We start from the raw sequence: 25,365 nt of genomic DNA on the forward strand, positions 1-25,365 counted from the left end.
CTGAACCGAAGCATTCCTCGCTGCTTACTTCGTCCAACTCTTTGATTATCAAGGAGTTTTCCGTTTCGTCTGCGCCGGAAGTGGGGCGAATTATAGACAGATCCAGAGGGGCGTCAAGCACTTATTTGAACTTTATTCCAAGCGAAGTGTAATCCGCCCGAACGCCTTCTTGCCGGCCTGGCAAACATGGGTCGCCCCCAGCTTGAATACAAACCCGCGCTCTACCACCTCACCATCTATACGCACGCCGCCGGATGCCAGCAGGTCGCGAGCGACTGCCGAGTTCTTTACCAGCCCCGCCTTATTAAGGACGGCAGCAATCGGCATGTCTTCGGAAGCGGCCAGCTCGATCTCCGGAAGATCTTCCGGAAGCTCCCCATCCTTCATACGATTGCCTGCAGAACGATGGGCAAAAGCTGCAGCCTCTTCACCATGGAAGCGCGCGACAATCTCTTCGGCAAGCTTGATCTTGATGTCTCGCGGATTCGCCCCGGCTTCGCAATCCGCCTTAAAGGCAGCGATCTCTTCCATGGAGCGGAAGCTCAGCAACTCAAAGTAACGCCACATCAGCGCATCAGGAATAGAGACGAGCTTGCTGTACATAATGCCGGGCGCTTCCTGGATACCTACATAGTTACCCAAGGACTTGGACATCTTCTTGACGCCGTCCAACCCTTCCAGCAACGGCATCGTCAGAACACACTGAGCCTCCTGACCATAGGCGCGCTGAAGCTCACGCCCCATCAGCAAGTTGAATTTCTGATCGGTGCCACCCAGCTCGACGTCCGCGCGCAAGGCAACCGAGTCGTAACCCTGCACCAGCGGATAAAGGAATTCGTGGATGGCGATCGACTGGTTCGACTTGTAACGCTTGTCGAAGTCATCACGCTCAAGCATACGGGCAACGGTGTATTGGGAAGAAAGCCGAATGAAATCAGCGGGGCTCAGCTGGTCCATCCAGGTGGAATTGAAGGCCACCTCGGTTTTGGCCGGATCCAGAATCTTGAAGACCTGAGCCTTGTAGGTTTCGGCATAGTCGAGCACTTGCTCGCGCGTAAGCGGGGGACGGGTAGCGCTCTTGCCGCTTGGATCGCCGATCATCCCGGTGAAATCGCCAATTAGGAAAATCACCTGATGCCCGAGATCCTGGAATTGACGCAGCTTATTAATTAGCACTGTGTGCCCGAGGTGCAGGTCGGGCGCGGTTGGATCAAAACCGGCCTTGATGCGAAGTGGCTGCCCACGCTTGAGCTTTGTGATCAGCTCGGCCTCGACCAGGAGTTCATCTGCACCGCGCTTGATCAGCGCTAGCTGCTCTTCAACCGACTTCATAACCGTCCCGTAATGCCTTATTTCAAAGGGAAACAACCATACAAGATCAGCGCCCAAATACAAGTTCTGACAATAGGTGCTCGACGAATCGCGGAGCGAGCCGATCGCAAGCTTGCCTCAGGCGAGATTTGGTTATATTTTATACAGTTATTTCATCTTCATCATGTCATTCATCTTTTCCATTTCATCTTTTTTCAAAGTCAAAATTACCTATGACCGACACTCCGCCTAAAGCGCCACCGCTTTATCCGAAGAGCCACCTGCTAGCAGCCAGCGGTATCGCCGCACTGCTCAGCCTGGCTCTCCTCGTATTCCCATCCAGTGACGTCGAAGCCAAACGAACAAACCTTGCTCTTGAACTGGACACGCCCGCTGATCAGATCGAGCAAGAACAAGACGCTCAAGAACAGACTCAAGCCACAGAGGCGCCGGTAGATTCTCCCTTCGCCCAGATCGAAGGTGATGCGACTGAGCCGACTGAAACAGCGAAGCCCTTCACCGACACAAAGGCTGCGCCGAAAGAGGTTGCCACTGCCAAAGGTCCCACCCACCGGGAAGTGGTGGTATCGAAAGGCGATACGCTGTCGACGCTGTTCGGCAAAGTCGGCTTACCCGCAACGGCAGTGCATGACGTTATTGCCAGCGACAAACAAGCCAAGCAATTCAGCCAGTTGAAAAACGGCCAGGTTCTGCAGTTCGAACTTTCGCCTGAAGGCAGCCTTAAGCAGCTGCACAGCAAGCTGAGCGAGACAGAAAGCATCAGCTTGTCCCGGACAGACAAGGGCTACACGTTTACCCGTGATGTAAGCAAACCCAATGTTCGCACTGCCTATGTGCACGGCATGATCAACAACTCGCTGTCGCAATCCGCCCAGCGTGCAGGCCTCAGCCATACCATGACCATGGAGATGGCAAACATCTTCGGCTACGACGTCGACTTCACCCAGGATATCCGCAAGGGTGACGAATTCGATGTCATTTACGAGCAGAAGGTCGTCAACGGCAAGGCGGTCAGTACGGGCAATATTCTTTCGGCGCGCTTTGTAAACCGTGGCAAGACTTACACCGCAGTGCGTTATACGAACAAGCAAGGCAACACCAACTACTACACCGCCGATGGCAACAGCATGCGTAAGGCATTCATCCGTACCCCGGTCGAATTCGCCCGCATCAGCTCGCTGTTTTCATCCGGTCGCAAACACCCGATCCTGAACAAGATTCGCGCCCACCAAGGCATCGACTACGCTGCACCTCGTGGTACGCCAATCAAGGCGACCGGCGACGGCAAAGTCATTCTTGCCGGTCGGCGCGGCGGCTACGGCAATACCGTGATCATTCAGCACGGTGAGACCTACCGGACGCTGTACGGCCACATGCAGGGTTTTGCCAAGGGTATTCAGTCCGGATCCAGCGTCAAGCAGGGCCAAGTCATTGGCTATATTGGAACCACCGGCCTGTCCACGGGTCCTCATGTTCATTACGAGTTTCAGGTAAACGGCGTTCATGTCGACCCGTTGGGGCAGAAGCTGCCGATGGCTGACCCGATCGCCAAGTCCGAAAAACAGCGGTTCATGCAGGAGAGCCAACCTTTGATGGCTCGCATGGACCAGGAAAAGGCCACCATGCTGGCCTCGAGTAAGCGCTGACCCATGACTTTATATGTAGGTGTAATGTCCGGAAGCAGTCTGGATGGACTCGACTTCGCGCTGGTAGAACAGGATGACCGACCACGTTTGCTCGGCACCTACTACATTCCCATGCCGGACGATCTTCGCGCCGAACTGCTGGGGCTATGCGCCAGTGGCCCGGATGAGCTGGCCCGTGCCGGCATCGCCGAGCAGAAATGGGTTCATCTCGCGGCTCAAGGCGTACTGGCCCTGCTGGATCAGCAGAATGTGTCAGCCGGCGAAATCCGCGCGATTGGCAGCCACGGCCAGACGATTCGCCACGAACCGGCCCGTGGCTTCACCATTCAGATTGGCAACCCTGCCCTGCTCGCCGAAATGACTGGCATCACCGTTGTCAGTGACTTCCGCAAGCGCGATATCGCTGCAGGTGGACAGGGCGCGCCGCTGGTTCCGGCATTCCACGAAGCGTTGTTCGACGATAACAAGGACTACCGCGCCGTACTCAACGTCGGTGGTTTCAGCAACCTCAGCTTGATCGAGATCGACAAACCGGTTTCCGGGTTCGATTCAGGTCCTGGCAACGTGTTGCTCGACGCGTGGATACAAGCACAGCGTGGCGTGAGCTATGACCGCGATGGCGCGTGGGGCGCGAGTGGAACAGTCAATGATGCGCTGCTCAAGTCCATGCTAAGTGATCAGTTCTTCCAGACCAAGGGCCCGAAAAGCACCGGCCGTGAAGTGTTCAACCTTGGCTGGGTTCATCACCATTTGTTCCAGATGCCAACGCTGAGACCCGAAGACGTGCAGGCTACACTTCTGGAAGTCACCGCATTGAGCATTACCGAGTCGCTGCAATCGGCACAGGCGCAGACCAAAGAGCTGCTGGTCTGCGGCGGCGGCGCTCACAACAAGGCATTGATGGATCGACTGGCGGCGCTGCTGCCGGCAACAAAGGTCACAAGCACAGCGGAATTCGGCGTTGATCCTGATTGGGTGGAAGCAATGGCGTTCGCCTGGCTTGCCCATTGCGCACTGGAAAGCGTACCCGCCAACCGTCCGAGCGTGACCGGGGCCAAAGGGTTGCGAGTTCTGGGCGCAATCTACCCAGCCTAAGTGCAACGCTCGCCATGCAAAACGCCGCGCAAATGCGCGGCGTTTTTGTGTGCGACGGTTGGATCAGATCGAAAACGAAGAGCCGCAGCCGCAAGTAGTCGCGGCGTTAGGATTCTTGATTACGAAGCGAGAGCCTTCCAGACCCTCCTGATAATCCACTTCCGCACCTGCCAGGTACTGGAAGCTCATGGGGTCAACCACCAGGCTGACACCCTCGCGCTCAACAATCGTGTCATCTTCGGCGACGTCTTCATCAAAAGTGAAGCCGTACTGAAAGCCGGAACAACCGCCACCGGTCACGAAGACGCGGAGCTTCAGGCGGTCATTGCCCTCTTCATCGACCAGAGTTTTCACCTTGTGCGCGGCACCGTGGGTGAATTCCAAAGCCACAGGGGTGAAGGATTCAACGCTCATGCTCAAAATCTCCCGGCGCTAAGCCGTCATAATGCGTAATGTCGCGCATTATCCGCTTCTCCTAGAAAATTGGTCAACTATTGTCACGGCAGCCACAAGCCGCAAGCGACAAGCTGCAAGAAACAGCCAGCTATCGGCTTACAACCTGAGGCGAACGACCTGGCGCTGTTAAGGCAACATCCCCGCGTGGGACAGCCCTAGGCGCTCATCGAGGCCAAACATGATGTTCATGTTCTGCACGGCCTGGCCCGAAGCGCCTTTGACCAGATTGTCGATGACCGACAGCACCACCACCAGATCGCCATCCTGCGGACGGTGCACAGCCATGCGGCAGACGTTGGCTCCACGTACGCTGCGGGTTTCTGGATGGCTGCCGGCGGGCATCACGTCGACGAATGGCTCATTGGCATAGCGTTTTTCAAACAACGCCTGCAGATCGACCGACCTGTCGACGACGGTCGCGTACAACGTGGCGTGAATGCCGCGGATCATCGGCGTCAGGTGCGGCACGAACGTCAGCCCGACATCGCCGCCGGCTGCACGACGCAGCCCTTGGGTGATTTCGGGAAGATGGCGATGCCCTTTAACGGAATAAGCCTTGAAGCTCTCGCTGGTTTCGGAATACAGCGAGCCCACACTGGCGCCGCGACCTGCACCACTGACACCCGATTTGCAGTCGGCGATCAATCGTGATGCATCAGCAAGGCCCGCTTCGAGCAGCGGCAGAAAGCCCAGCTGAGTGGCGGTGGGATAGCAACCCGGCACCGCAATCAGGCGTGCGCCTTTGATGTGCTCGCGGTTGACTTCCGGCAGGCCGTATACCGCCTCGTCGAGCAGCTCCGGTGCACCATGGGGCTGGCTGTACCACTTGGCCCACTCGACCGGATCTTGCAGACGAAAATCGGCGGAGAGGTCGATGACCTTGGTGCCAGCGGCGAGCAACTCGCCCGCTAACGCATGTGCGACACCGTGAGGCGTGGCGAAGAACACCACGTCGCAGGCGCCAAGCACCTTGACGTCCGGCACACTGAACGCCAGACCGTCATAGTGACCGCGCAGGTTTGGATACATGTCAGCGACAGGCAGACCTGCCTCGGAGCGCGAGGTGATCGCAACCACTTCAGCCTCCGGGTGTTGCGCCAGAAGACGCAACAACTCGACGCCGGTGTAACCCGTACCGCCGACGATACCGACCTTGACCATAACCTGCCCCTCAACGAAACCAGTGGAAAGCCGCTGATCATATGGGTCGATTGCCAATGGGACAACCGCGAACGTGACGTACGGGCGCCGAAGCCACTACTATTTGGCACCGTGTTCCTGGAAACAAACCAAAATGCTCTATCTCTGGATCAAAGCCCTGCATATCGTCGCCATGGTGTGCTGGTTCGCAGCCCTGTTCTATCTTCCGCGGTTGTTCGTCTATCACGCCATGAGCGAAGACTCGGTTAGCCGCGAGCGTTTCTGCACCATGGAGCGCAAGTTGTACCGGGGCATCATGATTCCCTCGATGATCGCCACACTGGTATTCGGTATCTGGCTGATCGTCCTGGCCCCGGGTTTCCTGCAGCAAGGCTGGTTGCATGCCAAGCTCACCCTGGTCGTCCTGCTGATTGGCTATCACCACGTGTGCGGCGCTCAGGTCAAACGCTTCGCGCGCGGAGAACCAGGCCGCAGCCATGTGTTCTATCGCTGGTTCAACGAGATACCGGTGTTGATCCTGCTGGCTGTGGTCATTCTGGTAGTCGTCAAACCGTTCTGACGCGCACTGCTCACATCGTATGAACTCAAAAGACAAGGAAGCCAGCATGGCGGAGCACTTCAAGATCGTTTTCGAGGGACAGTTGCGGACAGGTGTTGAGCTGGAAACAGCGCGCCTGAACCTGGCGCAGCTGTTCAAGACCGACGTTTCCGGCGTTGATCGTCTATTCACCGGCAACCCGGTGACCATCAAGCGCAGTCTGACGCGAGACGACGCGCAGCGCTATCTCGCGGCGCTGAACGATGCGGGTGTCGAAGGCCGTATCGAGCCTGAGGATCCGGTATCACTGAGCCTTGAAGAAGTCGTTGAACACGCGCCCCAGCGTCCATACTTCGAACCCGCGGCATCGCCCTACGCGCCGCCGCGCACACCGGTTGCACAAGACTGGCCCGCCGTCGGCGAATTAAAGGTGTTTACCACTCAGGGGCGGATCGGCCGTCTGCGCTATCTGGCCTGGAGCATGGCGCTGGTGGGCGTGGCCATACTGGTCGCCGCCCTGTGTGTCGGCGTTCTCAGCGTTTCGCTCGTGGCGGGAGGGCTGCTGGGCACCGTCGCGTTCGTCGCTTTTGTCGTCATTAGTGTCCAGATCGGCGCCCAGCGCCTGCATGACGCCGGTATGTCGGCCTGGTTGCTGCTGCTGAATCTGGTGCCGGTGGTGGGCAGCTTCTTTCCAATTGTGATGATGGCCGTGCCCGGTAGCACAGGCCCTAATCAGTATGGTCCGCCGCCGCCCGCCAATACGCCACGCGTTAAAGCCCTCGCAGTAATCTGGCTTGTGGTACTGGCGCTGGCGATCGTGGCTGGGGTGATGGGTGGCCTGAAAACCATTCAGGAAGAAGTTGAAGCCACCACCAGCGCATACGAACAAGCATTGCCCTACGACGATGACACCAATGACGCGGAACAACCGATCGTCCCCGCTGATCCTGTAGATATTAGTGACTCGTCCGACAGCAACGACGACCAATAACTACCTGGCAGCAAGGACGCTGTCTCAATACGAGCTGCAAACACTGGAGAATTGCATGACCCGTTACGCCATGGTCACAGGGGCATCCAGCGGTATTGGCCTGGCGATGGCAGAAGCCCTCGCCCGCCGGGGTCGCAACCTTATTCTGGTGGCCAGGCACCGGGAGATGCTCGAAAGCATTGCACTTGAGTTCACCCAACGGTTTGGCGTCGAGGTGCTGTTCCGCGCCTGCGATCTGGGTGAACCGCTGCGCCTCTCGGGCTTTCTGCTAGAGCTCGAAGAGGGCGCGCGAAGCATCGATTTGTTGGTCAACTGCGCGGGCATCGGCAACAGCGGGCCGTTTCTCGCTCAAGAGTGGGCGCAAGAGCAGGACCTGCTCGATCTTAATGTGCTCGCATTGACGCGGCTGTGTCACACGGTTGGCAACCTGATGGCGGTCCAAGGCGGCGGTCAGATTCTCAACGTTGCGTCGATCATGGGATTTCAACCAGGGCCGTGGATGAGCACCTACGCCGCGAGCAAAGCGTATGTACTGCATTTTTCCGAAGGGCTTCGCGAGGAGCTGCATAAAACCGGCGTGAAGGTTTCGGTGTTGTGCCCCGGGCCGACGCGAACGGCGTTTTTCCGCACCGCACAGCTGGACGCCGGTAAGTTCACCCACGACAAACACATGACCGCCGAAGAAGTTGCGCTGTACACGGTTCGCGCGCTGGAAAAGAACCGTGCGGTGATTATCCCGGGTTGGCGTAACAGGCTGCTGACGCGGGTTCCGCGCTTCGCCGGTCGCTGGATGACGCGAAAACTCTGGGGCTCGATTCTCAAATCTCGTACGTCAGTCTGACGCGACCCGTCGCAACAAACGGCTGGGCGTGACCCGGGACGCTCAGTACACTGCCTTCATCCCCCTCGAAACGGAGCAAGAAGGCTGTGGATACTTTGTTCACCAAGATCATCAACCGGGAAATCCCGGCGAAGATCATCTACGAAGATGATCAAGTGCTGGCCTTTCACGACATCGCCCCACAGGCGCCAGTGCATTTTCTGGTCATTCCGAAGAAGCCGATCGCCACCCTCAATGACGTGACTGAAGACGATAAGGGGCTGCTGGGCCATATCCTGTTCACGGCGCAGCGCCTGGCGAAAGAGCTGGGTTGCGAGGACGGCTTTCGCGTGGTCATGAACACCAACGAGAAAGGCGGGCAGACCGTTTATCACATTCACATGCACGTGCTGGGTCAGCGCCAGATGAACTGGCCGCCGGGCTGAGTCACCGCGTTCGGATTCTATCGACCTGCCGAGTGCGTGCCTTGCGCCTCGGCGGGCTGACGCCGGACAAGCCCGGCTCCATCGTTTGCGGTAGACTGGCCATCGTGGATTTACCCGGAGGCGCCCATGGCTACCGAACGTCACTACTCCCCTATCGACCGTTTTCTGCTTCAGGCCGACGCTGCGATGAAGACGCTGCTGCCCGTCAGCGCGCACGCACACCGTCCCTCGCCTGCCATTGTTCAACCCGATATCAAGATGAATGAGACCGACACCCGACATGTCGCCGGGCTCATGCGCATTAATCACACCGGCGAAGTCTGTGCTCAGGCGTTGTATCAGGGGCAGGCGCTTACCGCGAAACTGCCTCAGGTGCGCAAAGCCATGGAGCACGCCGCCGAGGAAGAAATCGACCACCTGGTGTGGTGCGAGCAACGCATTCATCAGTTGGGCAGTCATACCAGTGTGCTCAACCCGCTGTTCTACGGCGCTTCGTTCGGCATCGGCGCAGTGGCGGGCTTGATCAGTGATCGGATCAGCCTGGGCTTTGTTGCCGCGACGGAAGATCAAGTCTGCAAGCATTTGAATGAGCATCTGGAGCAATTGCCGGTCGAGGACGAGAAGTCCCGTGCGATTCTCAAACAGATGTGTGCCGACGAGGAGCAACACGCCGAAAGCGCGATCGAGGCAGGCGGATTCCGCTTTCCGGCGCCGGTGAAATTCGGCATGAGCCTGATCGCCAAAGTCATGACCAAGACCACCTACAGGATCTGACCGAAACTGCGATTTCGGGCTGTTATTACGGAGCCCGATTATCGTTGAAAGCCAGATACAAAGAAGGCGCCTCTAGAGGCGCCTTTTTTTGTACCGCTGAAACCTTAGACCGGCATGTTGCGGCCGTAGAAGATTTCGAGCATCTCGTGCTTCACGCGACCAGTCACCTGCTCGCGCTGCTCAGCGGAGAGATTGCTGGTGGCGTCACCGAACAGGTAGTTGTCCAGCTCGAACTGCTTGAGCAGCATTTTCGTGTGGAACAGGTTTTCCTGGTACACGTTCACGTCAGTCATCTGGTAGCTGTCGCGGGTGTCGTCGGAAAGGTAATTCTGGATCGAGTTGATCTCGTGGTCGATGAAGTGCTTCTTGCCTTCGACGTCACGGGTGAAACCGCGCACACGATAGTCGACGGTCACGATGTCGGACTCGAACTTGTGGATCAAGTAGTTCAGCGCTTTCAACGGCGAGATCACGCCGCAGGTCGACACGTCGATGTCCACTCGGAAGGTGGCGATGCCGTCTACGGGATGGATTTCAGGATAGGTGTGAACCGTGATGTGGCTCTTGTCCAGGTGCGCGAGGATTGTTTCCGGGAGCGGACCCGGCGATTCTTCGATCTGGCTGTCAGTCGGCGTGACCGGCTGCTCGGAGATCAGAATGGTCACACTGGCGCCTTGTGGGTCATAGTCCTGACGCGCGATGTTCAGGATGTTCGCGCCAATGATATCGACGACATCGGTGAGAATCCGCGTCAGGCGTTCGGCGTCGTACACGCTGTTGATGTACTCGACGTAAGCCTGCTGGTCTTGCGGGGTTTCCGCATAGCAGATGTCATAGATGTTGAAGCTCAAGGTCTTGGTCAGGTTATTGAACCCGTGGAGCTTGAGTTTGCTTTTCACCGTTAAAAACTCTCTATATGGGTGCGGCGCTGGCCGCGTGATCAAGCATGCCCGTCAACTGAGCCCGGCTCAGCTGCGTAGGACGGTTAACACCTCTTCGCGTTGGCGATTTTGGTTGTCTGGTCGGAGGCGAGCCGGCTATCCGGCGGTCGCGCCCTGAAAAAGGGGCGCATTATGCAGACGTCAGAAGTCGCATGCCATAGCCTGCACCGCTTTTGTGAAAATTGAGCGTTGCTCAGCCCAGTTCGATGATCTCGTAATCGTGGGTGATTTCGACGCCCGCATTACCCAGCATGATCGATGCCGAGCAGTATTTCTCGGCCGACAACTCGATCGCACGCTTGACCTGCGTTTCTTTCAGACCGCGTCCTTTAACCACAAAGTGCAGGTGGATCTTGGTGAACACCTTGGGATCTTCGCTGGCGCGCTCTGCTTCCAAAAACGCCTCGCAGCTCTCGATGGGCTGACGTGCTTTCTTGAGGATGCTGACCACGTCGTAGTTACTGCAGCCACCCAAGCCAATCAGCACCATTTCCATCGGGCGAACACCCAGGTTGCGACCGCCGCTTTCGGGTGGGCCATCCATCACGACCACATGGCCGCTGCCGGACTCACCGAGGAACATCGACTCACCCGCCCATTGAATACGCGCCTTCATCACCGGACTCCAATGCTTGAAAAATGGCGGCCAGCTTAGCACAGGGCCCTACCGTCGCTGAGTGGACTGGACATGCCCGAAAACGACCGAAATGTAGGAAGTGTCTGAAAAGGCTAATTGCCGCTGTTGAACTGCGTTAAATCGGAAATACTGCCGATACCTCTAGGAATGCCTCAGGGCGCAGTTTTTTACGGGATACAGCCATGCTCGCCGTGCCGCCTCCGAACAAGATGAAAATCGCCGACAAACTGCTGCCGCACGCCCAGCGACGACGATGCCCGGCCAAGAGCAACATCATTTGCGCAGGCGAAGAATCGGACTCGCTATACCTGATCATCAAGGGCTCGGTGACGATCCTGATCGAAGACAACGAAGGCCGCGAGATGATTGTGGCCTACCTGAACAGCGGGGATTTCTTTGGCGAACTGGGGCTGTTTCAGCAGACGGCCGCCGGCGCCCAGCGCAGCGCCTGGGTGCGTGCTAAAACCGAATGTGAAGTGGCCGAAATCAGCTACGCCAAATTCCGCGAGCTCAGTCAGCATGACCCTGAGTTGATGTACGCCATCGGTTCGCAGATCGCCGAAAGGCTGCGCAACACCACGCGCAAGGTCGGCGATCTGGCGTTTCTGGACGTCACCGGGCGCGTTGCCCGCAGCTTGCTCGATCTATGCAAACAGCCCGACGCGATGACCCACCCCGATGGCATGCAGATCAAGATCACCCGCCAGGAGATTGGCCGTATCGTGGGGTGTTCCCGAGAAATGGTCGGTCGTGTGCTCAAGTCACTCGAAGAGCAGAATCTGGTGCATGTCCGGGGCAAAACCATGGTGGTGTTCGGCACCCGCTAACGACGTGATCGATGCCCGCAGCGGAATCAGATCCGGGCGAGCAGGCGTTCGTATCGTTCCCTCAGGCGGGTTAGAAAATCCGGCGCGTCAAATAGCTCATGCAAAGCAATATGGCTTTCTGCTTTGCATCGTTGATCCAGCTCACAGGTCTCATTGAAGCGGTTGACCGCGTTGACCATTGCCACGCGCTCGTCATCCAGCAGCATCGCGGCATGGGCCAACACCACCGGCCGTTTGCCACCCTGACTCTGGCGCCAGCGCTGCGCGGTACCGACCATCTTGCGAGCGTTGAGGTTGACGTTGAAGCGGCCGTCGCAGAAAGCGCCTTCGACTTCGCCCAGAGATGCGGCGCCGCCCAGCTCCCCCAGCGTATCGAGGATCGGCTGACACAGGCGCATGTAGGCATTTTCGATGCGGTCGCGATCCAGATCGGTGTCCGGCTGGACATACACGAGCGCCACGTTGACGGTTGAAGAAGATTGCGGCACCGGCTCGCCGCCACTTTCACGCAACAGGACGGGCCAGCCACTGTCGGCGAGGGTTTCGCTGGCTTCAGTGAAGCCGGGAAGCCGACTCAACCGGCGTGGCATAACCAACGCGCGATCAATAGGCCGCCAGAACAGCAAGCCACTGTCAGCGTGGCCATCACACACCGACGCCAGGAGGTCTTGCTCGGCCTTGAGGCCGGCTTCAACGCAGGTTTCCAAGAGCTGAAGGGTCATGCTGCCTCCTGACGCGAAGAGCGATGGCTTTCTGGCCTACAACCCTGGATCAGTCCAGCCCGCCGGACTTGATCGCCGTGCCTTTCTCCGGGAAGAACAGTCTCTGCAGTTCCACGCCCGGCTTCTCGGCGCGCATGAACGCCTCGCCCACCAGGAAGGAATAGACATCGCTGATTTCCATGAGCTCGACATCGGCGCGGTGGAAAATACCGCTTTCGGTAATGACCAGCCGATCACGGGGAATACGTGGCAGCAGGTCGAGGGTGGTTTCCAGGCTGACGTCGAACGTGTGCAAGTTGCGGTTGTTGACGCCCACCAGCGGGGTGTCGAGGGTTTTGAGTGCCCGCTCCAGCTCGTCGCCATCGTGGACTTCAACCAGCACGTCGAGGCCGACATCTTTGGCGACCGATGCCAGCTCGGCCATCTTTACATCATCCAGCGCCGATACGATCAACAGGATGCAATCGGCGCCCAATGCCCGCGCTTCGACAATCTGATACGGGTCGATCATGAAGTCCTTGCGGATCACCGGCAGCGAGCACGCCGCCCGGGCTTGCTTCAGATACTCGTCAGCGCCTTGAAAGAAACCAATGTCAGTGAGCACAGAAAGACAGGTGGCCCCGCCCGCTTCGTAGCTCTTGGCGATCTCCGCCGGCTGGAAGTTTTCGCGGATCACGCCTTTGCTCGGCGAAGCCTTCTTGATTTCCGCAATGACGGCCGGCTGCTTGCGCTTGGCCTGAGCAATCATTGCTTTAGCGAACCCACGCGGCGCATCGGCTGCGGCGGCCAAGGTTTCCAACTCGGCGAGGCTGACGCTGGCACGGCGCGCAGCGACTTCCTCGACCTTTCGGGCCAGAATCTTTTCCAATACCGTCGGCACGCTCATTCTTCATTCTCCTGCTTGAATACCGCGGTAAAGGCACCCAGTTCTTCCAGCTTCTCGCGGGCCAGGCCCGTGTGCAATGCGTCGTGGGCCAAGGCCACGCCTTCCCTCAATGACGACGCATGGTCAGCCGCGTAAAGCGCGGCGCCGGCGTTGAGCACGATCATTTCAGCGGCTTTCTGGCCGTGCTCGGATTTGCGCCGCCCCAACGCGTCGCGAATCAACTCCAGCGACTGCGCCGGGCTGTCGACCACCAGGCCGAACAGGCTCTGGCTCTTCATGCCCAGATCTTCCGGCTGCACCCAGTATTCGGTCACTTCGCCGTTCTTCAGTTCCGCGACAAACGTCGGCGCGGCGATGCTGAATTCGTCCAGGCCATCCTGGGAGTGCACCACCAGCACGTGTTTGCTGCCCATGCGCAGTAGCACCTCGGCCAATGGCCGGCACAGCGCCTGACTGAACACGCCGACCACCTGATGCTTGACGCCGGCAGGATTGGTCAGTGGGCCGAGCATGTTGAACAGGGTCCGCAGGCCCAGTTCCTTGCGTGGCCCGGCGGCGTGTTTCATGGCGCCATGATGGGTTTGCGCGAACATGAAGCCGATACCGACGCTGTCGATGCAGCGCGCCACTTGTACCGGGGTCAGGTTCAGGTAGATGCCTGCGGCTTCCAGTAGATCAGCGCTGCCGCTCTTGCCGGAGACCGCGCGATTGCCGTGTTTGGCCACCGTGCAACCGGCCGCCGCGATCACAAATGAAGCGGCGGTCGAGACGTTGAAGATGTTCGCGCCATCGCCACCGGTGCCGACGATGTCGACCACGCCGTCCAGCGTCTTGAGCTGTACCTGATCCGCCAGCTCGCGCATGACCGACACGGCACCGACGATTTCGTCGATGCTTTCGCTCTTCATGCGCATGCCCATCAGGAATGCGCCGATCTGCGCCTGTGTGCACTGGCCGGTCATGATTTCGCGCATGACGTCGCGCATTTCATCGGTGCTCAGGTCCAGTTGATTCACAACCCGGCCCAGCGCCGTTTTGATATCCATTGCCATGTCGAATTGCCCTTAACCCTGACGGGTGCCGCCGGTCTGCTTGAGGAAGTTGGCGAACAGCTCGTGGCCCTGCTCGGAAAGAATCGACTCGGGGTGAAATTGAACGCCCTCAACGTTAAGGGTTTTGTGTCGCAGGCCCATGACTTCATCGACCGAGCCGTCTTCGAGCTGAGTCCAAGCGGTTAATTCCAGGCAGTCCGGGAGTGTCTCGCGCTTGACCACCAGCGAGTGATAGCGGGTCACAGTCAGCGGATGCTTGAGGCCTTCGAACACGCCTTTGTCTTCGTGGATCAGCTCGCTGGTCTTGCCGTGCATGACTTGGCGCGCACGCACTACGTCGCCGCCAAACGCCTGGCCTATTGACTGATGGCCCAGGCAGACGCCGAGCACAGGCAGCTTGCCGGCAAAGTGTTTGATCACGTCAATGGACACGCCGGCTTCGTTCGGCGTGCACGGGCCGGGGGAAACGACAATGCGCTCGGGGTTCAGGGCTTCGATTTCGGCGACGGTCATCTCGTCGTTGCGAATGACTTTGACGTCGGCACCCAGCTCGCCCAAGTACTGCACGACGTTGTAGGTGAAGGAGTCGTAGTTATCGATCATCAGCAGCATGGTGCTTAACCTTTTGAATGACTGACTTTATAACGTGGCCTTCTGTTTACTGACCTCAGTGGCACGCAGAGGGGTCGCAGGAAGTGTTCCGGCGAGGCACTGCAAAACCGAGGCATCAGAAGGCATATCAATACAGATCCGGCGGGGCCGGCGGGGGAAATAGTCAGGCGCGCCAACGCCAACGGGCGTGGCCCTTGATAACGCGCATCAAGAAGCTGCTGACAATCGACACAGGAAAGGTCTCGTTCATACGTTGCCGCACAGTAGCGTACCGCCGCAGGCCGCGCAATATCGCAGTGCCCGGATAGCGCGGCTCAGAGGCCGATTGGCAGGATTTGAACGCTCGCAAGGTGCAGATTGCACCGTGGAAGGCGGTACAGAATATTTGCCGTGAATGCCACAGCATCGTGGGTGATTTGTGTCGCGGCTGCTACCTTCTCGTACAGCACTAAAACAATAAGGGATGCCCCCATGCTCAAAGCCACACTGCGCTGGCCGTTCGCGGCTTGCCTGCTCTCGCTCGCTTGCTCCTCCGCCCTGGCCGCCTCTTCCCCCTATTCAACGATGATCGTGTTCGGCGACAGCCTCGCCGACGCCGGACAGTTCCCCGATGCGGGCGGACCACCGGGCGCCACCTTGCGCTTCACCAACCGCACCGGCCCGACGTACCTGAACGGCAGCGGAGAGGCATTCGGTCTGAACTCATCAACGTTGCTGGGCGGAATGCTTGGCGTGGCGCCCGGTGATTTGCAGGCGTCGACCTCCCCCGTTCGCGCGGCGCAAGGGTTGGCGGACGGCAATAACTGGGCCGTGGGCGGCGACCGGACCGATCAGATCCTCGCGGCGATCACCACCCAATCACAGGTTGCCAACACCGATGCGTCGACGGGCGTCACGACGGTGTTCCGGACACGACCCGGTTATCTGGTTGAAAACAGCTCGCGGGCTGACCCGAACGCCCTTTACTACCTGACCGGGGGCGGCAACGACTTTCTTCAGGGCCGGGTGCTGAGTGCGGGACAGGCCGTCAACGCTGCCAACAACCTGGCGAACGGCGCACAAATCCTGTCCCAGGCCGGCGCGCGTTACATCATGGTCTGGCTGCTGCCGGACATCGGCCGCACGCCCGCTGTATTCGGCACACCATTACAGGGGCCATCGACGTTGCTGAGCGGGGTGTTCAACCAGCAGTTGGTGAATCGGCTAGGGCAAATTGATGCCGAGGTCATTCCGCTCAATGTCCCGGGGCTCATACGTGATGTCCTGACCGACCCGGCGCGCTACGGGCTGGCGGCCGATCAGAACTTGGTTGGCACCTGTTTCAACGGCAACAACTGCACCGCCAACAGCGTCTACGGGATTGGCGGCCTGACGCCGGATCCGACCAAGCTGCTGTTCAACGACGGCGTGCATCCGACCGTGGCGGGTCAGCGATTGATCGCCGATTACGGGTATTCGATTCTGTCCGCACCGTGGGAGACCACCCTGCTGCCGGAAATGGCCAACGATACGTTGCGCGCGCAGCAGGATGAACTGCGCAGTCAGTGGCTGGCGGACTGGGGCAACTGGCAGAACGTTGGTGAATGGCGCGCCATCGTCGCCGGCGGCGGTCAGAAAATGGATTTCGACGCGCAAAGCAATTCCGCCAGCGGCGACGGCCATGGCTACAACCTCACAGTGGGCGGCAGCTACCGCTTCGCCGAGGATTGGAGAGCCGGCCTGGTTGCGGGCGCTTACCGGCAAACCCTCGAAGCCGGTGCCAAGGACTCGGACTACAAACTCAACAGCTATATCGCGACCGCGTTCGTGCAATATCAGGCGCAACACTGGTGGGCGGACCTGGCCGCTTCGGGCGGAAAGCTCGACTACGACAACCTCAAGCGCAAGTTCGCGCTGGGCATCAGCGAAGGGGCAGAGAAAGGCGACACCGACGGCGACCTGTGGGCAATCAGTGGCCGCGTGGGCTTTGATCTGGCCGAGCAGAGCAGTCGCTGGCATTTCTCGCCGTTCATCAGCGCCGACTATTCCCACGTCAATGTCGATGGCTATTCGGAGAACAGTGCGCGCGCGACGGCACTTAATTACGACGACCAGACGCGCAAGTCGAAACGGTTAGGCGCGGGGCTGCAAGGCAAGTTCGACGTCACGCCGCAGACTCAAGTGTTTGGCGAAGTGGCCCATGAGCGCGAGTTCGACACCGATCAGCAGGACGTGACCATCGCGCTAAACAGCGTGCCGGGCGCAGAATTTGATCTGAAAGGCTATGACCCCCAGCGCAGTCTGAATCGTGCAAGCGTGGGTCTGAGCCAGAAACTGGCGCCGGACCTGACGCTGCGGGCCGGCTATAACTGGCGCAAGAACGATGACGTGACGCAGCAAGGGGTGAATCTGGCGGTGAGTCTGGATTTCTGACGCACTTAAAACATGTCGGAGCGCCCCGGGTGGCGCTCCACCTGCTCGCGATGGTTTCGTTGAGCACGCTAAAGATTCAGCGGCGCGGAATCAGCCTTCGCGAGCAAGCTCACGCCTACAACGGATTGGTGTTCGGCATAAAAAACGGCGCCCCGGGCGCCGTTTTCATGAGCAGACCAACCATCAAGCCTCAGGCGTCTGCTGCGCCAAGGCTACCGCTCGGAACATGGCGCGGCGCTTGTTGAGGGTTTCTTCCCACTCCAGCGCTGGCACAGAGTCGGCGACAATCCCGCCACCGGCCTGCACGTGCAGCTCGCCGTTTTTGATCACGGCGGTGCGAATGGCAATCGCGGTGTCCATGTTGCCGTTCCAGGCAAAGTAGCCCACGGCGCCGCCGTACACCCCGCGCTTGACCGGCTCCAGCTCGTCGATGATTTCCATCGCACGAATCTTCGGCGCGCCCGACAACGTGCCCGCCGGCAAGATGGCCCGCAGCGCGTCCATCGCCGTCAGGCCGCTTTTCAGCTGACCGGTGACGTTGGACACGATGTGCATGACATTTGAATAACGCTCGATGACCATCTTCTCGGTGAGCTTCACCGAGCCGACTTCCGAAACGCGCCCAGTGTCGTTGCGTCCCAAGTCGATGAGCATCAGGTGCTCGGCAATCTCTTTGTCATCGGACAGCAGATCGACTTCCAGCGCGTGATCTTCTTCTTCGGTGGCGCCACGGGGACGCGTCCCGGCAATCGGGCGCACGGTGATCAAGTTGTCTTCGACCCGCACCAGCACTTCCGGCGAACTGCCGACGACATGGAAGTCGCCGAAGTTGAAGAAGTACATGTACGGCGTCGGATTGAAGCACCGCAGCGCGCGATACAGGTCGATCGGGGCGGCGCTGAAGTCGATGGACATGCGCTGGGACGGTACGACCTGCATGCAATCGCCCGCCAGGATGTATTCCTTGATCGTGTCGACGGCTTTTTCATAATCCGACTGGGTGAAGCTGGATCGGAACACCGGATCCGCCGCCTGCGGACGGGTCAGGTCCAGACCACGACGGGGCATGATCGGCTGGCGCAATTTCCCCATCAACGCTTCGAGTCGCGCCAAGCCACCTTCGTAGGCTTCAGGCTCAGCCGGATCGACCAGCACGATCGCGTGCATCTTGCCAGCCAGGTTATCGAATACCACAACGGCATCGGACACCATCAGCAGAATATCCGGCACGCCCAACGGATCAGGATTGGGGCACTTGCCCAGACGCGGCTCTACATAACGCACGCAGTCATAACCGAAGTAGCCCACCAGGCCGCCATTGAAGCGTGGCAGACCGGCGATGCTCGGAACGTTATAGCGGGCCTTGAAGGTCTCGACGAAGTCCAGCGGGTCTTTGACTTCCAAGCGCTCGATCTCGACGCCGTCGTGGGTCACGCTGACGGTATGGTCATGCACACGCATGACGGTGCGGCATGGCAGCCCGATGATTGAATAACGCCCCCACTTCTCCCCGCCCTGCACCGACTCAAGCAGATAGGAGTTGGGCTCGTCAGCCAGCTTCAGATAGATCGACAGCGGCGTATCGAAGTCGGCCAGGGTTTCGTAGGCAAGGGGAATGCGGTTGTAGCCTTCAGCGGCCAAACGCAGGAATTCTTCGCGGGTCATATCAGCCTCGTGGTCTGAGAAAAAACGGTCAGGGATGCAAACGCGCCGGGGCTCCGGCCAGATTCAAGTCAGGCGCGCCAACGCCAGCGGGCCAGGGCCTTGATGACTTTCATCCAGAGTTTGCGAGTGACCACCACGATGGATTCTCTAAAGGAGGGAGACTTGAGGTCGGGCAACGTTATCTCAGCGCCTTGCGCTAAGCAACCGGCAGAACTGCCCGGAATCAGCATGCGCAAATCGTCGATGACCAGTGCCGGTGACTCTTCCGCGATCGGGCGTCCATGGTTGTAGCCGTAACTCAGCGCCACACAGGCCACACCCGCCGCTTTCGCCGCCAGCACGTCGTTGCGCGAGTCACCCACGAACAGTGACTGCGACCCCGGTACGCCGGCCATTTTCATGACAAAGAACAGCGCCGCCGGGTCGGGTTTCTGCTGCGGCAGCGTGTCGCCACCCACGATCCAGCGAAAGAACCGGCCGAGCTTTAGGTCATCCAGCAACGGCGCAACGAAGCGCTCCGGCTTGTTGGTGATCAGCGCCATCTCGACGCCCATCTTCTGCAGCCATTTCAGGGTTTCCCGCACGCCAGGGTAGACCTTGGTCAGCGCGTGACTGCCGCTGTAGGCCTCCATGAAAATCGCCAGCGCAGCCTCCGTGGACTCTTCATCCACGGCGGTGTGATCCATGCCGTTCGCCAACGCGCGGCGTACCAGCACGCGCACACCGTTGCCGATCCAGTCACGTACCCGTTCGATTCCTGCCGGCGGCCGGCCAAGCTGGATCAAGGTTTTATCCACAGCTGCAGCCAGATCCGGCACGGAGTCGACCAGTGTGCCGTCGAGGTCGAACATGATCAGCTTGGGCAGACGGCCCGGAAACAGCTGCTCGAAGCCGCTGGTCAACGGGCCAACGCCAGTTCTGCGTGCATCTTCGCAATGACTTCGCGGTAATCAGGCGCGTTGAAAATGGCCGAGCCTGCGACGAAGGTGTCGGCACCGGCTGCGGCGATCTCGCGGATGTTGTTTACGTTGACGCCGCCGTCGATCTCCAGACGGATGTCGCGACCGGACGCGTCAATGAGCGCGCGGGCCTCGCGCAGCTTGTTGATCGTGCCGGGGATGAATTTCTGACCGCCGAAGCCCGGGTTGACGCTCATGAGCAGGATCATGTCGACCTTGTCCATGACGTATTCGAGCAGGTTCAGCGGGGTCGCCGGGTTGAACACCAGACCCGCCTTGCAGCCGCCTTCGCGGATCAGTTGCAGAGAGCGGTCGATGTGCTGGGTTGCTTCCGGGTGGAAGGTGATGAAGGTTGCCCCGGCTTCGATGAAGTCGCCGATGATGCGATCCACCGGGCTGACCATCAGGTGAACGTCGATGGGCGCGGTGATGCCGTATTTGCGCAATGCCGCGCAGACCATCGGTCCGATCGTCAGGTTGGGGACGTAGTGGTTGTCCATGACGTCGAAGTGGACGATGTCGGCGCCAGCGGCCAGGACGTTGTCGACTTCCTCTCCCAGGCGGGCGAAATCGGCGGACAGGATCGAAGGAGCAATAGCGAAGGGCTGCATGACGCACCTTTTATGAGCGAAATCACGGTGGCGCGCATTGTACTCCAAGAGTTTGAAACGTGCGTTGGGTCGCACGAGAGTGATCCGAGCGGCGTGAGTCAGGGTGCGTCAACGGCACAAGGCCCGGTGCGACAGCATTGCGCACCGGGCCCAGGCTTGATTCAGGGACTCAGAATCAAGAGAGACGGCTGAAACCTTACACGGTCTCGACCAGCAGACGAGGACGCGAGCTCAGGGCATAACGGGCCAGACCAAAGCTCAACGCCGCGCCAACGATCAGCATGAAGAACGTGCCCCACGCCGCCTTGGCGACCTGCTTGGCCGCGACATCCGCCGCTTCACGGGCCTGTTGCTCAGCTTGCTGCTTGAGCTCTGCCACTTTGGCCGCGGCTTGCTGATAGGCCTGGGCATAGTTGTCGACGATCTGCTGCGCCTCGGCTTTGCTCTTGCCGGTGCGGGCCGCAACGATGTTGACCAGCGCGTCCTTGTCGGCAGCGTTCAAGGCCGGTTCGCCGGCTTTTTGGACGCGATCAAACCACTGCTTCAACTGATCGCCGGCCTGGGTTGGATCGGTAGACGCCTGCTCTGCAGTCTGCTTGGCATCAGCGCCAGCCACGTCAGCTTTCTGATCCAGCTTCGAAGGATCGAGCTCTGGCTTGCCGGACTGCTTGAGCGTGGTGTCCAGCTGTGATTTCAGGCTGTCCCAATCCAGGCTGATGCCGTTCTTATCCAGCTGTTGCTTGATGCTCTGGCCCACACCGGGTGCGGCCGCAGCCACGCCGTCGGCCGCCAGGGAAATACCCTTGCCGGCGATGTTGCCGGCAGTGCCGACGAGCGAGCCGGCCAGCGACGCGAGGAGCCAGGTGGTCAGCAACGTGCTGACCGTCCAGCTGAGCAAACCATGCAGACCACCACGGTCCGGCGCGGTACGGCCCGACACCCAGGCACCGGCGGCAATGGCCACCAGGGTACTGATGAACAACCAGGCGCCGGCGCCCTTGCCGAAACCGCTGAGCGGGTTGCCTTGAGCCATCGGATCAAGCGCGCCCGCGCCGATCGCCGTGCCAAGCACGCTGAGCACCAGATAGGTCACCAGCGTGATTGCCGCACCAGCGAACACCGATCCCCAAGACACTCGAAACGGCGAAGCGCTGCCCAGAACAGCAGATGTTGCGTAGGTCGAAGCCATGAAAATTTCCTCTGGTGCAGGGGGTGCACATCAGGCGTGCAACCGACGTATCAGTGCAAATGCACCACCTGCGTTGATAAGGGCGAGCCTGCGAGGGCGGACTCACCGCGTCTTATAAGACGTGAAACCAGTTTGATCAGCGCGTTGAGAGATGTGATGGCGCATTTGCACCGCTTCGGCTGGTGCATTCGCACCGACCCTCGCAAGCACGGCTGCACTAAGCTGCAGCACTAAGCTTTTGCCAGCCGGTCCGATAGCGTGGAGCGCCCGGCTGACCGAAGCCCGACCGCATTGAGACGTCAGGAGAGCAAGCATGTCAGAGGCCATCCTCGCCAGAGAAACCAACCGCCGCCAGTTGCAGCAGATCATCTCGGGTCTGTCGGACGGGGTGATGCTGGTGGAGGTTGATCAGACCATCATCTGGGCCAACGAAGCGGCGCTGCTGATGCACGGGGTCGAAGAGATCAGCGAACTGGGCGCCAACGGCGAGGCCTATCGCGAAAAGTTTTCCCTGCGTTATCGCAACAATCATCCGCTGGACGTTGACCAATATCCGATCAGCCGCGTGGCGGCAGGCGAGGTGTTCAGCGACGTGCTCATCGAGGTCAGCAAGATCGGTGAAGAAGAGGAGCGCAGCTGGGTCCATCGCGTCCGCAGCATGGTGCTTGAAGACAGCACCGGCACTCCCGAATCGCTGGTGCTGATCCTCGCCGACGCAACGGAGTGGGCCGGCGCCGAACAGCGCTTCGAAAAGACCTTCAACGCCAACCCCGCCCCCGCCGTGATCTGCCGCCTGAGTGATCTGCGCTTCATCAAGGTCAATCAGGGCTTTCTGGAAATGACCGGGCACTCGAGAGAGAACGTGATTGGCCGCTCGGTGTACGAGGTGGACGTGCTGGAAAATGCCGAGCGCAAGGACCTCGCCATCGAGCGTCTGAATCAGGGCGCGACCATCCCGCAGATGCAGGCTGAGCTGAAGTTGCCGGAGGGCGGTACCAAACTGGTCATCGTCGCCGGGCAGCCGCTGGACATGAACGAAGAAGATTGCATGCTGTTTTCGTTCACCGACCTTGAGCCGAGACGCAAAGCCGAAACCGCGCTGCGCCAAAGCGAAGAGCGTTTTGCCAAAGCGTTCAAGCTGACGCCGGTGCCGACACTGGTGTGTACAGCTGATCGGCAACAGATCGTCGAAGCTAACGAGGCGTTCTTCAGCACACTCGGTTACACCCCCCAGGAGCTGATTGGCCGGACTGTCGCGGAGTTAGGCTTCATTGAGGACGGCGCGGTGATGGACGGGTTGTTCAACGTCCTGGAAACCACCGGCCGCGTCGACGGGCTCGACCTGAAGGTCCGCAAGAAAGGCAGCGAGTCGCTGGACTGCATGCTGGCCGCTGACACGGTGACGATTCAGGACAACGCCTGCTACCTCTTCGTACTGATGGACATTACCGAACGCAAGCGATCCGAGCTTGAGCTGGTGGAGGCCATCGAAACAGTGATGCAGGACGCCTCATGGTTCAGCCAGACGCTGATCGAAAAGCTGGCCAATGCCAAGCGGGTCAACAGTCGACAGATGCCCAGCGCTTCATTCACCGACCTGACCGCTCGCGAGCGGGATGTGCTGGGTTTGATCTGTGAGGGGCTGGCGGACAAAGAGATCGCTGCACGGTTGAACCTGGCGCTCAACACCATTCGCAACCATGTCGCGACGGTGTATTCCAAGCTCGACGTGCACAGCCGGGCGGAAGCCATTGTCTGGGCGAGGGAGCGAAACCTGTTCGCCAATCAGGGCAAAAGCAAACGCTGAGTGATGCAAATGCGCCAGTGCCTCTGGTGCATAGTCACCTTCATGGGGTGATGCCCGGGCTCTACGCTATCAGTGTGGCTGACCCGTCTGGGTCAGCGAGATATTCATCATCGATACTCATTTCCTGGAGCCAAGATATGAAAAGCGAACAAGTGAAAGGCGTTCTGGAGCAGGCAGCTGGCAAGGCCCAAGACGTCTTCGGCAACCTGACCGGTGACGAGCGCACCCAAATGGAAGGCAAGGCGCGTCAAGCGGCGGGTGAGCTGCAGGAACGTTACGGCGATCTGCTGGACGAAGTGGCGACCTTCACCCAGCAACGGCCACGTACCACGCTAATGGTGCTCGCCGGCCTGACGCTGACCGTCGGCTGGTTGCTGGCCCGTCGTCGCGGTTGACGTTCCTGGCCTGGCCAGCCGGATCAATAGGCCGCGCGGTAGATTTTCTCGATGTCGGCGGCGGTCAGTTTCCGCGGGTTGTTGCGCATGAGGCGATCAATCTTGCTGGCCTCCTCAGCCATCGCAGAAATGGCGTCTTCGGGCACATTGAAGCTGCGCAGGCCAGACGGGATTTCCACCGCTGCGCACAAGTCGGCCATGGCTTTCACGGCCAGATCGGCGGCGTCCCTGTCGCTCAAATGTGCGACGCGGACGCCCATCGCGTCGGCAATGTCGCGCATCCGTTCGACGCAGGCCAGTTTGTTCCACTCCATCACGTAGGGCAGCAGCAGCGCGTTGCTGACACCGTGAGCAATGTTGAAACGCCCTCCCAGCGGATACGCCAGCGCGTGCACCGCGCCAACCCCGGCATTGCCGAACGCCATGCCGGCCATGAGGCTGGCGGTGGCCATGTCTTCTCGCGCCTGCAAATTCGAAGGGTTGGCATAAGCCTTGGGCAGCGCCTTGACGATCAGTTTGATGGCGCCCAACGCGATGGCGTCGGTGATCGGCGAGGCATTCACCGAAAGGTAGGCCTCGATGGCGTGCACCAGGGCATCGACTCCGCTGGCTGCCGTAACGCTGCGCGGACAGGTCAGGGTCATCAACGGGCTGACCAGCGCGACGTCGGGCAACAGGTAATCGCTGACGATGCCTTTTTTCAGCTGAGCCTGTTTGTCCGAAAAGATCGCCACGTTGGTGACTTCCGAACCGGTGCCCGCGGTGGTCGGGATGGCAATCAGTGGCGGGCCTTTGCGCTTGACCAGATCAACCCCGAATAACTCGGTCAGCGGCCCTTCGTGGCTGGCGAACGCGGCGACGCCTTTGGCGATGTCGATAGCACTGCCGCCGCCCACGCCGATCAGGCCGTCGTGACCGCCCTCTCGGAAGGCCCGAGTGCAGTCTTCAACGATAGAGATTTCTGGCTCGGGTTTGACCTGATCAAACAAGCCATAACGACGGCCGCCCAATTGGGCCAGCGCGAGATCGACCGTTCCGGATTTGACCAGGATTGCGTCGGTGACGATCAGCGGGTTTTGAACGTTGAGCCGGGTCAGCTCGGCCGACAACTGCTCGATGGCAGCCGGGCCGGTGATCAGTTTGTTGGCGATTTTGAAGGCAGAAACACTCATCGGGCTCGTCCTTTACGTTGTTGTTGGAGACGTGGCTCTTTTACAAGGCAGGGTCAGCATGCGGTGAGTGAAACATAGACCGGATCGTGGGATGCGTCAGTTTTGCGGTGAAGCGGGGGAGTTAGATGGCATTTGTGGGACCGGCTTTAGCCGGGAAGAGGCCCGCGTGTACACCGTCCATTTTGCAGTGTGACGCAGGCCGCCTTCCCGGCTAAAGCC

The 25,365-nt window shown here is 59.6% G+C and carries 25 protein-coding genes; 11 read left to right on the forward strand and 14 right to left on the reverse strand.

What is annotated here, in order from left to right:
• Window positions 1-132: 132 nt before the first annotated feature.
• Window positions 133-1,332 (reverse strand): tyrosine--tRNA ligase, encoded by a 1,200-nt coding sequence (gene tyrS / locus QMX88_RS22670; RefSeq protein WP_282372463.1) that lies wholly within the window; start codon window positions 1,330-1,332, stop codon window positions 133-135.
• Between the two features lie 212 nt (window positions 1,333-1,544).
• On the opposite strand from tyrS, the gene QMX88_RS22675 reads away from it, so the two are divergent.
• The gene (locus QMX88_RS22675; RefSeq protein WP_282372464.1) at window positions 1,545-2,978 is read left to right on the forward strand and encodes a peptidoglycan DD-metalloendopeptidase family protein; all 1,434 of its coding nucleotides are present in this window, start codon (window positions 1,545-1,547) and stop codon (window positions 2,976-2,978) included.
• 3 nt (window positions 2,979-2,981) lie between these two features.
• Window positions 2,982-4,073, forward strand: coding sequence for an anhydro-N-acetylmuramic acid kinase (locus tag QMX88_RS22680; protein WP_282372465.1), 1,092 nt, complete (start codon window positions 2,982-2,984; stop codon window positions 4,071-4,073).
• 63 nt (window positions 4,074-4,136) lie between these two features.
• On the opposite strand, the gene erpA is transcribed toward QMX88_RS22680, so the two are convergent.
• Together erpA and argC are read right to left on the reverse strand one after the other, a co-directional pair.
• Window positions 4,137-4,487: an iron-sulfur cluster insertion protein ErpA gene (gene erpA / locus QMX88_RS22685; protein WP_122536594.1), complete on the reverse strand. Its 351-nt coding sequence runs from the start codon at window positions 4,485-4,487 to the stop codon at window positions 4,137-4,139.
• Window positions 4,488-4,655: 168 nt separating this feature from the next.
• Window positions 4,656-5,690, reverse strand: a complete 1,035-nt coding sequence (argC, locus tag QMX88_RS22690) for an N-acetyl-gamma-glutamyl-phosphate reductase (RefSeq protein ID WP_282372468.1) — start codon at window positions 5,688-5,690, stop codon at window positions 4,656-4,658.
• A gap of 133 nt (window positions 5,691-5,823) precedes the next feature.
• On the opposite strand from argC, the gene hemJ reads away from it, so the two are divergent.
• From hemJ to coq7, 5 genes are all read left to right on the forward strand, one after another.
• Window positions 5,824-6,249, forward strand: coding sequence for a protoporphyrinogen oxidase HemJ (gene hemJ, locus QMX88_RS22695; protein ID WP_192173082.1), 426 nt, complete (start codon window positions 5,824-5,826; stop codon window positions 6,247-6,249).
• A 46-nt stretch (window positions 6,250-6,295) separates the two neighbouring features.
• On the forward strand, window positions 6,296-7,219 hold the full coding sequence (locus QMX88_RS22700) for a DUF805 domain-containing protein (RefSeq protein ID WP_282372470.1): 924 nt from the start codon (window positions 6,296-6,298) through the stop codon (window positions 7,217-7,219).
• Between the two features lie 55 nt (window positions 7,220-7,274).
• Window positions 7,275-8,060: an SDR family NAD(P)-dependent oxidoreductase gene (locus tag QMX88_RS22705; RefSeq protein ID WP_282372471.1), complete on the forward strand. Its 786-nt coding sequence runs from the start codon at window positions 7,275-7,277 to the stop codon at window positions 8,058-8,060.
• A gap of 86 nt (window positions 8,061-8,146) precedes the next feature.
• Window positions 8,147-8,485, forward strand: a complete 339-nt coding sequence (locus QMX88_RS22710) for a histidine triad nucleotide-binding protein (RefSeq protein ID WP_065991361.1) — start codon at window positions 8,147-8,149, stop codon at window positions 8,483-8,485.
• Between the two features lie 126 nt (window positions 8,486-8,611).
• Window positions 8,612-9,259: a 2-polyprenyl-3-methyl-6-methoxy-1,4-benzoquinone monooxygenase gene (gene coq7 / locus QMX88_RS22715; RefSeq protein WP_282372473.1), complete on the forward strand. Its 648-nt coding sequence runs from the start codon at window positions 8,612-8,614 to the stop codon at window positions 9,257-9,259.
• 104 nt (window positions 9,260-9,363) lie between these two features.
• Here the strand turns inward: coq7 and speD are convergent, their stop codons facing one another.
• Both speD and QMX88_RS22725 read right to left on the reverse strand, forming a co-directional pair.
• Entirely contained in the window at window positions 9,364-10,158 is a 795-nt protein-coding gene (speD, locus tag QMX88_RS22720; protein WP_037019204.1) for an adenosylmethionine decarboxylase, read from the reverse strand.
• Window positions 10,159-10,393: 235 nt separating this feature from the next.
• The gene (locus tag QMX88_RS22725) at window positions 10,394-10,816 is read right to left on the reverse strand and encodes an OsmC family protein (protein ID WP_192173086.1); all 423 of its coding nucleotides are present in this window, start codon (window positions 10,814-10,816) and stop codon (window positions 10,394-10,396) included.
• 203 nt (window positions 10,817-11,019) lie between these two features.
• Between QMX88_RS22725 and crp the strand changes: the two genes are divergently transcribed.
• Window positions 11,020-11,664 carry a cAMP-activated global transcriptional regulator CRP gene (gene crp, locus QMX88_RS22730; protein WP_192173087.1) on the forward strand — a complete coding sequence of 215 codons (645 nt, stop codon included), beginning with the start codon at window positions 11,020-11,022 and terminating at the stop codon, window positions 11,662-11,664.
• Between the two features lie 26 nt (window positions 11,665-11,690).
• Here crp and QMX88_RS22735 read toward each other — a convergent pair whose 3' ends face one another.
• The 4 genes from QMX88_RS22735 to QMX88_RS22750 are packed head-to-tail and all read right to left on the reverse strand — an operon-like array spanning window position 11,691 to window position 14,936.
• Complete coding sequence (locus QMX88_RS22735) at window positions 11,691-12,386, reverse strand: lipoate--protein ligase family protein (RefSeq protein WP_192173088.1); 696 nt, start codon at window positions 12,384-12,386, stop codon at window positions 11,691-11,693.
• A 49-nt stretch (window positions 12,387-12,435) separates the two neighbouring features.
• Entirely contained in the window at window positions 12,436-13,272 is an 837-nt protein-coding gene (gene trpC / locus QMX88_RS22740) for an indole-3-glycerol phosphate synthase TrpC (protein WP_282372475.1), read from the reverse strand.
• On the reverse strand, window positions 13,269-14,318 hold the full coding sequence (gene trpD, locus QMX88_RS22745; RefSeq protein WP_282372484.1) for an anthranilate phosphoribosyltransferase: 1,050 nt from the start codon (window positions 14,316-14,318) through the stop codon (window positions 13,269-13,271). Before trpD ends, trpC begins: the two co-directional genes overlap by 4 nt.
• Window positions 14,319-14,336: 18 nt before the next feature.
• Complete coding sequence (locus QMX88_RS22750) at window positions 14,337-14,936, reverse strand: aminodeoxychorismate/anthranilate synthase component II (protein WP_282372476.1); 600 nt, start codon at window positions 14,934-14,936, stop codon at window positions 14,337-14,339.
• A 471-nt stretch (window positions 14,937-15,407) separates the two neighbouring features.
• On the opposite strand from QMX88_RS22750, the gene estP reads away from it, so the two are divergent.
• A complete protein-coding gene (gene estP / locus QMX88_RS22755; protein WP_282372477.1) occupies window positions 15,408-17,348 on the forward strand; it encodes an esterase EstP in 1,941 nt (646 codons plus the stop codon).
• A 183-nt stretch (window positions 17,349-17,531) separates the two neighbouring features.
• Here estP and trpE read toward each other — a convergent pair whose 3' ends face one another.
• From trpE to QMX88_RS22775, 4 genes are all read right to left on the reverse strand, one after another.
• Entirely contained in the window at window positions 17,532-19,013 is a 1,482-nt protein-coding gene (gene trpE / locus QMX88_RS22760) for an anthranilate synthase component I (protein WP_282372478.1), read from the reverse strand.
• Window positions 19,014-19,081: 68 nt separating this feature from the next.
• On the reverse strand, window positions 19,082-19,864 hold the full coding sequence (locus QMX88_RS22765; protein WP_282372485.1) for a phosphoglycolate phosphatase: 783 nt from the start codon (window positions 19,862-19,864) through the stop codon (window positions 19,082-19,084).
• Between the two features lie 47 nt (window positions 19,865-19,911).
• Window positions 19,912-20,583, reverse strand: coding sequence for a ribulose-phosphate 3-epimerase (rpe, locus tag QMX88_RS22770; RefSeq protein ID WP_122536580.1), 672 nt, complete (start codon window positions 20,581-20,583; stop codon window positions 19,912-19,914).
• 196 nt (window positions 20,584-20,779) lie between these two features.
• Window positions 20,780-21,772 (reverse strand): hypothetical protein, encoded by a 993-nt coding sequence (locus QMX88_RS22775; RefSeq protein ID WP_282372479.1) that lies wholly within the window; start codon window positions 21,770-21,772, stop codon window positions 20,780-20,782.
• Window positions 21,773-22,085: 313 nt separating this feature from the next.
• Between QMX88_RS22775 and QMX88_RS22780 the strand changes: the two genes are divergently transcribed.
• Window positions 22,086-23,579: a helix-turn-helix transcriptional regulator gene (locus QMX88_RS22780; RefSeq protein WP_282372481.1), complete on the forward strand. Its 1,494-nt coding sequence runs from the start codon at window positions 22,086-22,088 to the stop codon at window positions 23,577-23,579.
• Between the two features lie 137 nt (window positions 23,580-23,716).
• On the forward strand, window positions 23,717-23,974 hold the full coding sequence (locus QMX88_RS22785) for a CsbD family protein (protein WP_122536577.1): 258 nt from the start codon (window positions 23,717-23,719) through the stop codon (window positions 23,972-23,974).
• 23 nt (window positions 23,975-23,997) lie between these two features.
• Here the strand turns inward: QMX88_RS22785 and QMX88_RS22790 are convergent, their stop codons facing one another.
• The gene (locus QMX88_RS22790) at window positions 23,998-25,146 is read right to left on the reverse strand and encodes an iron-containing alcohol dehydrogenase (RefSeq protein ID WP_282372483.1); all 1,149 of its coding nucleotides are present in this window, start codon (window positions 25,144-25,146) and stop codon (window positions 23,998-24,000) included.
• Between the last annotated feature and the right edge of the window lie 219 nt (window positions 25,147-25,365).

Origin of the sequence: Pseudomonas sp. PS02290, from assembly GCF_029960075.1 — a bacterium.
Taxonomy (GTDB): Bacteria; Pseudomonadota; Gammaproteobacteria; order Pseudomonadales; family Pseudomonadaceae; genus Aquipseudomonas.